The sequence below is a fragment of the uncultured Pseudophaeobacter sp. genome, assembly GCA_905479575.1.
GTDB lineage: Bacteria > Pseudomonadota > Alphaproteobacteria > Rhodobacterales > Rhodobacteraceae > Pseudophaeobacter.
In genome coordinates, this window is the sequence record CAJQNB010000007.1 from 1 (window position 1) to 12,298 (window position 12,298).

The window sequence follows — 12,298 nt, forward strand, 5'->3', positions numbered from 1 at the left end:
CCACCGCCTCAACGAAACGCCGCGCAAGTGCCTTGGCTACCGGACGCCCGCTGAGGTCTTTGAAAGCAACCTGATGGAAATTCAGAACCGGTTGGAGTAAAACGAGATATCAAGAACTGCACTTCACCGTGAGTTCACACAAAGGCAATCGTGCGGCCGGTCAGAGAGGTGTATTCCGTCGTCTCTAGTGCGGCGCGGATCGCGGTGCGGTCGCTCGATCCGGCACGTTTGACCGCATCGGCGATGATCTTCACCGCCTCATAGGCTTCGAAGCTCTGGTAGTTGGGCAGCTCGCCATACTTCGCTTCAAACGCCTCGACAAAGGCCTGGTTTTCGGGCGTGTCCAGATCGGCGGCGTAGGGGAAGACGCTTGTCGCCCCGTCGATTGCGCCCGAGGTAACCACCGTGTCGCGGATCTCATCAAAGGCGATCCGACCGGTGAGATGCGCAGGCAAGCCCATGCCGCGGAACTGGCGCAGGAAGTTGAGTTCGTCCGCGCCGACAGCATATAGCGCGATGGCATCGGGTGCGGTATTGGCCAGTCGGGTCAGAAGCGTGGTGAAATCCGGCGTGTTCTGCTGAAAGAAATCGGCCGAAATGACTTCGACGCCTTTCGCCTCAAGGGCCGCGGCGATCGCCTCATGGCCGCCGCGCCCGTAATCTGTGTCCTCGCCGACAAATGCGACAGTGCCGATATCGCCACTGGAGGCGATGTAATTGGCCATCGCCACGGCAAGCCCCACGTCGGAGGGGTTGATACGGAAGGTCCAATCATTGCCGCCGACACCGGATTTCTCGGTGATGACCTTGGAGGTCGAGACCGCGACGACCAGCGGAACCTCTTCGCGTTTCACCATCGGCATGATCGCAAGCGTGACCGAACTGCACAGGGCGCCGATAATCGCCACAGGATCGTTCTGAAGCAGGTTTTCTACACTGGTCACACCCTGTGAGGGGTTGCATTGATTGTCCTGAGCATCGAGCGCAAGTGTTTGGCCATCGACTCCGCCAGCGGCGTTCAGTTCAGCGATGGCCAGTTCCGCGCCCCACTTCTCGTGCTGGCCCAATGCGGCGACGCCGCCAGACAGCGGGGTGCTGAGGCCGATCCGCAGATCCTCTGCGAGGGCAGGGCTGAGGCCAAGGCCAAGCCCGGTGAAGGTCGCCGCAAGGGCAATAGTCTTCAGTTCCATTGTTCGTCTCCCTGTAGTTTCCTATTTGGAAATTCAATTTCCTATTTGTGAACTATCGTAGGCACGTTATAGCTCGCCTGTCAAACGGCACGTCGAAAATCGACATCGAAAGGCGAAAAATGCAGCAGAAATCTAAGACTTCGGAGAGCGACGCTCATCAGTCGAACCAGTCGAATCAGTGGAAATCGTGGACCTGGCGCAGCGCGTTGCGCGCGCGCGGACGCAAAATTCTTTCCGGCCTGCCCGGTATCGGCCTGAGCCTGCTGGCGGGCGGCCTCGCGATCTGGGGCGCGAGGCACAGCCAATTTCCTGCGATGATGATTGCGCTGCTGCTCGGCGCGAGCTGCTGTTCGTTTCGCCGTAGTCTTCTGCTGGCGCCGGGGCTGAAGCTCACGGTTCGTGTGCTGACGAGGATCGGCGTGGCGCTGCTTGGGCTGCAGATCAGCGTCGCTACGGTGTTACAGCTTGGCGGTGGCAGCCTGCTCTTTCTTGTTGCGGCTACTGTGGCAACCATCGGCCTGACGGTTCTGGCCGCGCCGCTGTTCGGCCAGAGGCGAGAGTTTGGTTTGCTGATCGGGGGTGCGACAGCGATCTGCGGCGCATCTGCGGCCCTGGCGATTTCGGCGGTGCTGCCCCCCTCCGAGCGGCTCAACCGGCAGCTGTCGTTTACGATCATGGCGGTGACGCTGCTCTCCACCGTTGCCATGGTCGCCTATCCCGCCGGGCTCCTGGCCCTGGGCTTTGGCGATGAGCGGGCAGGCTTCGTGCTGGGCGCCTCGATACATGACGTGGCACAGGTTGTCGGAGCGGGCTACGCGATGTCCGACACCGCAGGCGAAACGGCGGTCGTGGTCAAGCTCTTCCGGGTGATGCTGCTGTTTCCGCTGGTTTTTACCCTGGCCCATGTGAGCCGCCGCTCCGGCGGAGCAGGGGCGGCACCGCGCTTGCCGTTCTTTATCCTCGCCTTCCTCGCGGGTGTTGTGGTCAATACAACGGGCGTGGTCCCGGTCCCGCTGGTCGAGGCAACAACATTGATCTCTCAGCTGATGCTCACCGCATCGGTGTTCGCGGTCTGCGTGCTGACACCGTTTCTGGACGTGACGCGCGGGGGTCCGGCCCCCGCCGCGATGTCCGTGCTGGCCACACTCCTCATCCTCTGCCTTGCGCTCGCTGCTTCGATTTATCTCCCGTCCTTTCATTGAAGGGTATGGAGAGCGCGTCACACATCCAACTTACCAGCCAGACCCCTCGGTGCTTCGCCACGAACCCAAACATCACAGTTGGTCCTTGGCGAATTAGGCGCTCGCTCTTTTTAGGATATCCCGCTTCGCCTTCAGCTTGGACACCTCACGTCGAAGATATTTTGCGCAATTTATGGGGTGGCGATGTGGACCTGAAACGCCATTTGGATGATGTTTCAGTGAAAATACTCTGAAGGAAGATACAATGCCGGATTATTTGGTAAACTCCAATGCACAACCCAACGGTGATCATTAGGTGCATAGAAGCGATGCGCTGGGTTGCCAAAATCCGGCATCCTCTTGGAACAGAGTTGCTCTCGGTTGGTATGCTGATTGTCGCTCAGCTGTATTTGCAGCAAGGGGAAAGGGCTATAATGCCAACGCCTGTTTCTATTGTGCTAACGCGTGTCACACGACCTGAAACGCGAGCCCAAAAAACCACTGAAACCCGCTTTATCTGTCACATGGCCTTGTTGCACAAATCTTTCGAGGGATTCACTGCATGAATCCAGCATGATAGCTGGGAGGGATGAGCAGTTGGGCCCCTACGAAGTACAAGACCACGAATTGGTCGGCTTACAATGAAGCGCTGAGGCGGCGCGGTTCGCTGACGGTGTGGTTTGATCTAGATATGGTGTGGAAACCACCTCCGACTGAAAAACGTGGTCGGCAGCTGAGCTTCAACGATGCGGCGATCCAGACGTGCCTGACGATGAAGGTCCTGTTCGGTATGCCGCCGCTGTCATACCGCCACGCAAGAACGCAAAGCCTTGGCAACCAACGAGTCCCGGCGCCGTCGCCCGCAACGAAGCGCTGCGAGCCTCGAAGTACTTGGGCCGCGCCATCTGGCGACGGTGGAGCTGTTACCACCCTCGGAGCCGTGTCGAAAGCAAGATGAACTGCATCAAGCTGCTCGGCCAATCCCTGATGCCCCGAGACTTCGAGCGCCAGGTCACCGAGCTGCGTTCAGCCCCCGATTTGTGCATGTATGGATGCCCCCGTTGGTGCAAGTGGTTTTTGAACGGCTCGAGCATGTGATCGGGTGCGGTCATGTATCAGGCCTTTCTCTGCGGCGTTGACATGGCCGCTGGCCGGTATGGCGATGCGCGGATCAGAGGCATATCAACAAACCGAGCTCATTGGCTCCTGCACAAATGTTGCGTTCTCTGACCCGGATCTAATCGATCCTTTGCCCTTACTGTTCAGTGACCTCCTCACACTCCCGACGTGCCGGGACGGGTTGGTAAGGGCGGAGCGCTTAGGCCATCGCCGCCACCGGGCTCCGGTAATCCTCTTGTTTCGTCAGCATCGCCCATAGGGTACGCGCCATCTGGTTCGCCAGCGCGATCGCGACGACCATGCGTGGCTTGGGGGGCAGCAGGCATTTCAGCCAGCAGTTGTTCGGCGTATCAAGCCGCTCGACCGCCTGAAGAACGGCCATCGCACCCGAGACCAGCAGCCTGCGGATGTCGCGCTGCCCCATCTTCGAGGTCTGCCCGAGCTGCGGCTTGCCGCCCGTCGAGTGTTGATTTGGCACGAGCCCGAGCCAGGCGGCATAATCGCGCCCGCGCCGGAAGGTGGCCAGGTCAGGTGCAAATGTCTCAATCGCCAACGCCAAGACAGGGCCAACCCCCGGCATGGTTTGTGCGCGGCGCGCCAAATCGGCTTCCTTGGTAGTGCGCTTCATCTTTCCGTCAAGCTCCGCCATCCGAGCGGTCAGGCCATCAATCTGTGCCAGATACAGACGGCCAAGCTCTCGAACGTCGTCTGGCAGAGCTATGTCTTCTTCTGCGATGGCGTCTGCAAGCCGCTTGAGGTGGGCGGGGCCACGAGCCGCGACCAGGCCGTGCTCGGCCAAGTGTCCGCGCAAGGCGTTGATCATCTGAGTGCGCTGGCCGACAAACATCTACCGTGTTCGAAACAGCATGGCGCGCGCTTGCTGATCTTCCGTCTTCACGGGGACAAAACGCATGGTTGGGCGTAATGCTACCTCCACAATCGCCTCGGCATCCGTCACATCGATCTTCCGACGCTTCACGAAAGGTTTCACATAGTTCGGCGGGATCAATCGCACGTCATGCCCGAGCGTCTCAAATTCGCGCCCCCACCCGTGTGTCGTGGCGCAAGCTTTCATGGCTACAATGCACCTCGGATGTTAGGCAATGAACGCGAGCAGCTGAGCCCGTGAAAGCTGCTTGCGGAACATGACAGATCCATCGTCGCGCGCGCCGTGCAAATGGAAAACGCGCTTTGCAAGATCAATCCCGATAGTGGTAACTTCGGACATGGTTGCTCTCTCCTTCTGTGATGTCTTCAGAAAACATCACCTTGGCACATTGTGATGCCGGCGGGAGGGGGCATCCATGCCATCAACAAAACCCGATTTAAGAGTCGAGCCGCATCATTCGAAGAGCGCGCCCAATTACATCGCAAAGGTGCCGCTTCGCTGGATCAATGCCATGAGTTGCGGACACCAGCAAGCCGATCCGTATGTCATTGAGCCCTTCTTGTACCAAAGGAATAAATTTTAGCTTCCCCGCCTCTATCTCGTCAATAAAGCCAATTTTTGTGTAAAGGCCGATTCCCTGATTATCGAGGATCATTTGCTTCGCAACGATGAGTGCGTTGGTAAAAACATGTGTTGATAGCGGTGGAGTGATAGTCGAGACGACCTGATCGATGATGGAATTGCGACCACGGGCGTCGAGAGTGCGTACCAGACGATAGCTGGCGATATCGTCGATGGTAACGCTGTTGCGTTCGGCCACCGGGTGATCGCTACGGACGATTATACCGAACGGCGCGGATTTTTCGGAAATCACCCGTACATCAGGGTGTAGGTCCAATAAGAACGAGATGCCAATATCTGTGCTGCCCTCAGCGACGGATTTCATCACATCGTCAGGCAGTGCGGTAGTGACGGAGATGGAGATATCAGGGAAAGTTTGGCTGAACTGATGCAATGCCTGAGGTAAAATTCCAAATGCCACTGAATCTATCGTTTCAACTTTAAGGTGGCCGGTTCGCAAATCGCGCAGGTCATCGATTAGGATACGAGTGCGCTCATAGTCGTGCAGGGTCTTGCGACAGTGCTCCAAAAGGATGCTGCCGATTCCTGTCAGCTCAACGCCCTCCGGCGTGCGGTCAAAAACGGCGACCCCGAGCTGTTTCTCAACGCTTAGTATTTTGCGATTTACCGAGGTTGAGGACACATTCAGAACTGTTGCGGCTTTGCGGATCGACCCCTGACGCGCAACTTCATCAAAGTATTTCAGAAAGTTAGAGTGCAAGACGATGCTCCGATTTTGGGGTGGTGCATTATTTGCACCGCTGCGGGTAAATATTGATCCTTCCTGCATCGCCTTCCACAGACGTAGTGTCAAATGTGAACAAGGCATACAGAGACAAGCAACTAAAATACGACCAACGGGAGATCATCAATGACACGACCTTCTTTCTTCGAGATGAACCGGCGCGCGCTGCTGAAATCTATGGCTGCTTTCGGCGGTGCTGCCACCACCGGCACCTTCGTGGGCATCGAAAAAGCTTTTGCGCAGGATACATTCAACGTGACCCTGCAGTTGGGCTGGTTGGCCACAAATGGGATTTTGGGCGAAGTCGTCGCCGACGAGAAAGGCTTCTTTGCCGAAGAGGGGCTGAGCCTTGATATTGTCGCTGGCGGCCCGAATGTTGATGGTGTCGCGTCGGTTGCATCTGGCCGCGCCAATCTGGGTCAAATCTCGTCCAGCCCGTCTCTGATGCTGGCGCGCTCTGCGGGGTTGCCTGTCAAATGTATCGCCGCCGGGTATCAACAGCACCCGTTCACCTATTTCTCGCTCAAAAGTAATCCGGTGAACACCCCACAGGATCTGGTTGGCAAACGGGTTGCGACCAATGGCACCGCCCGCATCCTGCTGCGCGCTTTGCTGGCCACGAACGGCATTTCCGAGGATGATGTCGAGATCATGGTCATGGGGTCGGATATGGCGCCGCTGATGACCGGGCAGGTCGATGTGGTGACGGGGTGGAAGACAAACACCAGCGCCCTTGCCGTCCTGGGCGACCAGCGCAACGATATGACGCTCTGGGATGCCGGCATCCAGCTTTATGCCAACCCTTATTACGTCACCGACGAGACGCTGAACGCGCACCCCGAGCAGGTCAACGGCATGATCCGTGCGATTGCCAAGGGCTGGGGCTATGCGCATGAGAACCGCGAAGAAGCCGTCGACATGCTGGTCAAGCGCTATCCCAACATGGACCGCGCAAAGGAAATGGAAACCATCGACCTCGTGCTCGACTATTCCTTTAACAAAGAGACCGCTGCGAAAGGCTGGGGCACGATGACCCCGGAAAATTGGCAAGCCCAGATCGACATCTATGACCAGCTCGGCCAGTTTGAAAATGGCGCGCCTTCGCTCGAAGACGTGATGACCCTCTCCGTGCTCGAAGCCATCGAGGCCGCACGTCCCAAATACGGATGATTGACCAATGCCATCGATAGTTGAAACTCAAGCCACGCCTGTCGGAACTCCGACTGGCCCAATCGCCGCCTCTCTGAAAGACGCCTCCGTCAAATTTGGCTCCTTCACGGCCATTCGCGGGATGTCGATCGATATCGAAGAGGGCGCGTTCTATACCATTCTGGGCCCCTCGGGCTGTGGCAAGTCAACAATGCTGCGGCTGGTATCGGATCTGATCCCGGCTGCCTCGGGCGATGTGTCGATCTTTGGCAAGTCGACCGAAGAGGCCCGGCTGGCGCGCGAGTTCGCTTTTGTCTTTCAGGATGCGACCCTGTTGCCCTGGCGGTCGGCGCTCAAGAACGTTGAACTGCCTCTTGAGATCGGACGCCGACGGGGCATCAAGCTCCCCATTGGCAACAAGACCCCGCGCGAGCTTTTGAAACTTGTGGGGCTTGAGGGCCGAGAAGACGCGCTGCCGCATGAGCTTTCGGGCGGGATGCGCCAGCGGGTGGCGATTGCCCGGGCGCTGGTCTGTCAGCCCAAGCTGCTGCTGATGGATGAGCCCTTTGGCGCGCTGGATGAGATGACCCGCGATCACCTGAACCTACAGCTGCTGAAGATCTGGGAAGAGACCGGGGTCACGATCCTGTTTGTGACCCACTCGATCCCCGAGGCGGTGTTTCTGGGCCAAAAGGTGATGATGTTGCAGGCCCACCCCGGGCGCCTGCGCGAGGTGGTCGACATTGATTTGCCGAGCCCGCGCACAATCGAACAGCGCGATACGCAGGAATTCGTTCAATATTCCGCCTATCTGCGCAAGCTGCTGGAGACTTGCTGATGACCGCCATTGAGAACAGTCAGGCTGCCGACCCGGAGCTTGACGTCGAACGCGCCCTCGAAAGGCGCCAGAAAATGCTGGCCATCGCCGTGCCCTTGGGCACCGCAGTGGGTCTGATCCTGCTCTGGCAAATTGGTGTCCGCCTGTTCGCCGTGCCTACCTATATCGCGCCCGCGCCGACGGATGTGGCCTATGCGCTGGTCGACAAGTTTCCGATCCTCTTGGCCAACTTCTGGCCGACACTTTACGAAAGTGTGCTCGGGTTCGTTGTGGGCAATATCGCGGCGGTGCTGATCGCGGTAGCCTTTGTCCACAGCCGCACGGTGGAGCGGGCCTTCTTCCCGATCGCGGTTTTTGTGAACACCATTCCGATCCTCGCTATCGCGCCGATCTTGGTGCTGATCTTTGGGCCGGGCCTGACGGCCAAGGTAGTGATCGCGGCACTGATCTGTTTCTTCCCGACGCTGGTGAATATGGTCCGCGGCTTGCAGGCCGTCAGCCCACAGGCGCTGGAACTGGCCCGTATCCTGTCGGCCTCCAAATCCGAGATCTTCTGGAAGATCCGGCTGCCATCGTCGCTGCCCTTTCTGTTCTCTGCGCTGAAAATCGCAGCGACCACCAGTGTCATCGGGGCGATTGTCGGCGAATGGGTCGGGGCTGATATGGGCCTTGGGGCGCTGATCATCGACGCCACCTTCAACTTCAACTCACCCTTGCTCTATGCCACCGTCTTTATGTCCTCAGGACTGTCGGTACTGATGTTCGCGACCGTATCGATCGTCGAACGTCTGGTTGTGCGCTGGTAAGCTAATAAACTGAAAAAAAACGTAAATTGCACTGCTTGCGGCCCGAGGGCCAGGCAGGGTACCGAGAGGAGTACGTCTCATGACTGCACAAATCAAAGATCACGTTCAAACCCGCGGCGAGCAGGTTCCGGTTGTTGCTCATACCGATGTCGTCGTCATCGGCGCTGGCCCGGCAGGGGTTTCCGCCGCGGTCTCTGCCGCCCGCAACGGCTGCTCGGTCACCCTGCTGGAGCGCTACCACCACCTTGGCGGCATGGCCTCTGGCGGAATGGTCCTGGTCCTCGACGACATGGTCAACGAAGGCAATGAAGTCGTCACCACCGGCATCGTCAACGAATATGTCGACCGGATGGTCAAGCAAGACGGCGCGGTTTACCCGCCGTCGGAAGACTGCCTGACCAATTGGGACATGTGGCAGAAATGGTCCCGGTGGGGCTGCATCGACTTCCATAAAACCGGCATGCCGCAGCCGATCATACACGCCGTGGCCTTTGACCCCGACGCCTGGAAGCGGGTGAGCCTTGATTTGGTCAAGGACTCGGGCATCAACCTGCGTCTGCACAGCTGGTTCTCCGAGGCGCTGGTCGAAGAAAACCGGGTGACCGGCGTGATCTGCCAGACCAAACTTGGCCGTCAGGCGATCAAGGCCGACATGGTAATCGACGCCAGTGGCGATTTGGATGTGGCCTCTTCCGCTGGCGCGTCCTTCATCGACGGTCAGTTCATCGTGACTACCGTCTTCCGCCTCTGCGACGTCGATACCGACAAGGCCGAAGCTTTTGAATACGCCAACCCTGAGGAATACAAAAAGATCGACCGGCAGGCGCGCCGCATCATCGGCGGTGCTTGGGGCATGTGGTGGCTGAAGACGCCGCTGCCAGGCATCGTGTGGTGTAACTGCCCACATATGCCGGGCTATGACGGCATGTCGCCTGAGCATATGGTCGAGGCCGAGTTCGAGGGCCGCGAACGGATGATGAAACTTCTGGCCTATGCCCGCAAGAACATCCCCGGATTTGAGAATGCCAAGATGCTGGGCGCAGCAGAGCAAATGGGCGTCCGCCAGACCCGTCTGTTGCAAGGCGAGTATGTCGTCACCAAAGACGATGTGAAAAGCCGTCGGCACTTTGCCGACAGCGTCTGCCGAGGCCGGGACTACTACACTCCCTACCGCGCGCTGCTGCCCAAAGGTGTCGACAATCTGATCGTCGCGGGCCGCCACTATTCGGTCGAGAGTGAGGCCCAGAAGATGTCGCGCGAGATCCCGCCTTGCATGTCGCAAGGTGAGGCCGCCGGTGTCGCCGTGGCCAAGGCGCTGCAGGGGAACACCGCCCTGCGTGACGTCGATGTGACCGCAATCCAGAAACAAATGCGCGCGCAGGGCGCAGACCCGGGCGATGTGCCCTCGTCCAACGCCCTCGTCGAAGAAAAAATGGACGCATAGGAGGCCCCAATGCAGCAGAATACTCTCCCACTTGATGGCATCCGGGTGATCGATTTCACCCAAGTGATGCTCGGCCCCTGCGCCACCCAAATGCTGGCCGATTTCGGTGCAGATGTGATCAAGGTCGAGCGCCCCGGCGCCGGCGACCTGTCGCGGGGGTTCTATGGCGAGGACAGTGAGGAGGCGGTGAACAACGCCGTCTTCGCCTCGCTCAACCGCAACAAACGCTCGGTCGAGATCGACACCAAATCGCCCGAAGGCAAGCAGATGGTCTATGATCTGGTGCGCAAATCTGATGTGGTGGTCGACAACTTCCGCGCTGGTGTGATGGTACGGCTCGGTTTTGGCTACGACAAGCTGAAAGAGATCAACCCCGCCATTATCTGTGCCTCAGGCACCGGCTACGGCGAGACTGGTCCCTATGCCCACAAGGGCGGGCAGGACGTTCTGGCCCAAGCCATGAGCGGCGTGATGGAGAAGAGGTCAGACCCTTCGATCCCCAAGTCGATTTACCCGACCACGCTTTGCGACTACACCGCCGGGATGCATCTGGTGCAGGGCGTGCTGGCAGCACTGCTGTCACGGGCCAAGACCGGGCAGGGGCAAAAGGTCAGTGTGTCACTCTATGACTCGATGATTGCGATGCAGATGCAGGAAGCCGCGCAGTGGAGCAAACACCGCGAGGTGCTGAACTGGGCCGCAATGCCGCTGACGGGCGTGTTCGACACCACCGATGGCGCCGTGGTTGTCGTGGGGGCGTTCAAGCTCAACCCACTGCAGGACATCTGCAATGCGCTTGAGATTGAGGATCTGTCGCCGCAGTATCCAACCCTTGCCACGCAACGTAAGAACAAGCCCTTCCTGCAAGACACCTTCCGCGAGCGCTTTGCCAGCAACACCACAGCCTATTGGCTGGAGCGTCTGGAGGCTCAAGATCTGCTTTGCGCCCCCGTACGCTCGTTGAGCACCGCGCTGGAAGACCCGCAGACCGCGATCAACGGCATGCTTTTGGACATTGACCACCCAGTCCTTGGTGAAATGCAATTGGTCGGCTCTCCAGTGCATTTGAGCGATGTGCCGATGGGCATCCGGCGGATGCCGCCGCGTCTGGGCGAACATACCGAAGAGGTTATCGCCGAATTCGGCCTGCGGCAGAAGGAAAGGGCCGCAGGATGAGCGTACTCTTCACCGTCGAAGATCATGTGGCGCGCGTCACCATCGACCGGCCTAACCGGATGAACGCGATGGACAGCGCGACGCAGTCCCGGCTGGCCGAGATCTGGGACGAGATTGAGGCTACCCCTGAGATCCGCTGCGTGGTGCTGACCGGCAGCGGGGACCGGGCCTTCTCGGCAGGGGCGGACCTGAAAGACGACAACGGCATGTCCGGTGTCGATTACTGGAAGGACATCAGCGCCACTGGCTTTGGTCGGATCGCCCTGCGCGGCACGCTGACCACCCCGGTGATCGCGCGGATCAACGGGCTGGCGCTTGGCGGCGGGTTGGAGATGGCGATGGGCTGCGACATTCTCATCGCCGCCGACACTGCGCGCTTTGGCCTGCCCGAGGCCAAGGTGGGTCGGCTGCCGCTGGACGGCGGCATGGTCACGCTGCCGCGTTTGATTCCTCGTAACATCGCCATGGGCATGATGATGACGGGGCGCATGGTCTCGGCACAGGATATGGCGGGCTACGGTCTGGTTAACGCGGTGGTTCCCGCCGCCGATCTCGACGCCGAGGTCGACCTTTGGGTCGCCGACATCCTCACCTCGGCTCCGCTGAGCGTTAAGGCGATCAAGGCCACCGCCCGCGAGACTGCGCATATGACTGCACATGAGGCATTTCAGCACGAAACCCCCGCGTTGATCGCTGCGCTGCAATCCGAGGATGCCGATGAGGGCGTCGTAGCCTTTCGCGAAAAACGCGCCCCGGTCTGGCGCGGCAATTAAAAGAGGTCGTCATGCCTTTGATTATCACCAGCGCCTGTATCGACGTCAAAGACGGGATCTGCACCACCTCCTGTCCGGTCGACTGCATCTACGAGGGCGATCGGATGTTCTACATCCACCCGACCGAATGCATCGAATGTGGCATGTGTGAAAGCATCTGCCCGGTGGATGCGATCCGGTATGATGACGAAGCCACCGGGGCAGAGTCGAAATTCGTTCGGATCAATGCCGAAGCCTTTCACGATATCTCGGGCGAGATCGACGAGCCGGGCGGTTGGTACAAAGGCGCCGATCTGATCAAGGATCACCCAGAGGTCGCCGCTCATGAGGCGCGGCAACCCGAAACACAGGATCAATGAGGTTATCA

The 12,298-nt window shown here is 59.1% G+C and carries 10 protein-coding genes and 3 pseudogenes; 9 read left to right on the top strand and 4 right to left on the bottom strand.

Features of this window, described 5'->3' with window-relative positions; all coding sequences use genetic code 11:
* Positions 1-134: 134 nt before the first annotated feature.
* Positions 135-1,190: an ABC transporter substrate-binding protein gene (locus tag QZ268_RS02245; RefSeq protein WP_295447389.1), complete on the bottom strand. Its 1,056-nt coding sequence runs from the start codon at positions 1,188-1,190 to the stop codon at positions 135-137.
* Between the two features lie 119 nt (positions 1,191-1,309).
* On the opposite strand from QZ268_RS02245, the gene QZ268_RS02250 reads away from it, so the two are divergent.
* Positions 1,310-2,392, top strand: a complete 1,083-nt coding sequence (locus tag QZ268_RS02250; RefSeq protein ID WP_295447391.1) for a putative sulfate exporter family transporter — start codon at positions 1,310-1,312, stop codon at positions 2,390-2,392.
* Positions 2,393-2,396: 4 nt separating this feature from the next.
* Here the strand turns inward: QZ268_RS02250 and QZ268_RS02255 are convergent.
* A pseudogene (locus QZ268_RS02255) lies at positions 2,397-2,548 on the bottom strand (IS3 family transposase); the annotation flags it as partial.
* A gap of 412 nt (positions 2,549-2,960) precedes the next feature.
* Between QZ268_RS02255 and QZ268_RS02260 the strand changes: the two are divergent.
* Positions 2,961-3,469: pseudogene (locus QZ268_RS02260) on the top strand (transposase).
* Between the two features lie 220 nt (positions 3,470-3,689).
* Here QZ268_RS02260 and QZ268_RS02265 read toward each other — a convergent pair.
* Positions 3,690-4,718 (bottom strand): annotated as a pseudogene (locus QZ268_RS02265) (IS110 family transposase).
* 97 nt (positions 4,719-4,815) lie between these two features.
* Entirely contained in the window at positions 4,816-5,790 is a 975-nt protein-coding gene (locus tag QZ268_RS02270) for a LysR family transcriptional regulator (protein ID WP_295447394.1), read from the bottom strand.
* Positions 5,791-5,871: 81 nt separating this feature from the next.
* On the opposite strand from QZ268_RS02270, the gene QZ268_RS02275 reads away from it, so the two are divergent.
* The 7 genes from QZ268_RS02275 to QZ268_RS02305 all read left to right on the top strand — a co-directional run bounded on the left by QZ268_RS02275 (position 5,872) and on the right by QZ268_RS02305 (position 12,290).
* On the top strand, positions 5,872-6,915 hold the full coding sequence (locus QZ268_RS02275; protein ID WP_295447396.1) for an ABC transporter substrate-binding protein: 1,044 nt from the start codon (positions 5,872-5,874) through the stop codon (positions 6,913-6,915).
* Positions 6,916-6,922: 7 nt separating this feature from the next.
* Entirely contained in the window at positions 6,923-7,732 is an 810-nt protein-coding gene (locus QZ268_RS02280) for an ABC transporter ATP-binding protein (RefSeq protein WP_295447398.1), read from the top strand.
* Positions 7,732-8,538 (top strand): ABC transporter permease, encoded by an 807-nt coding sequence (locus tag QZ268_RS02285; protein WP_295447400.1) that lies wholly within the window; start codon positions 7,732-7,734, stop codon positions 8,536-8,538. Before QZ268_RS02280 ends, QZ268_RS02285 begins: the two co-directional genes overlap by 1 nt.
* A 79-nt stretch (positions 8,539-8,617) precedes the next feature.
* A complete protein-coding gene (locus QZ268_RS02290; protein WP_295447403.1) occupies positions 8,618-9,982 on the top strand; it encodes an FAD-dependent oxidoreductase in 1,365 nt (454 codons plus the stop codon).
* Positions 9,983-9,991: 9 nt separating this feature from the next.
* A complete protein-coding gene (locus tag QZ268_RS02295; protein WP_295447405.1) occupies positions 9,992-11,158 on the top strand; it encodes a CoA transferase in 1,167 nt (388 codons plus the stop codon).
* Positions 11,155-11,931, top strand: coding sequence for an enoyl-CoA hydratase-related protein (locus QZ268_RS02300; protein WP_295447407.1), 777 nt, complete (start codon positions 11,155-11,157; stop codon positions 11,929-11,931). Before QZ268_RS02295 ends, QZ268_RS02300 begins: the two co-directional genes overlap by 4 nt.
* Before the next feature lie 11 nt (positions 11,932-11,942).
* On the top strand, positions 11,943-12,290 hold the full coding sequence (locus QZ268_RS02305; protein WP_295447409.1) for a ferredoxin family protein: 348 nt from the start codon (positions 11,943-11,945) through the stop codon (positions 12,288-12,290).
* Positions 12,291-12,298 lie beyond the last annotated feature (8 nt).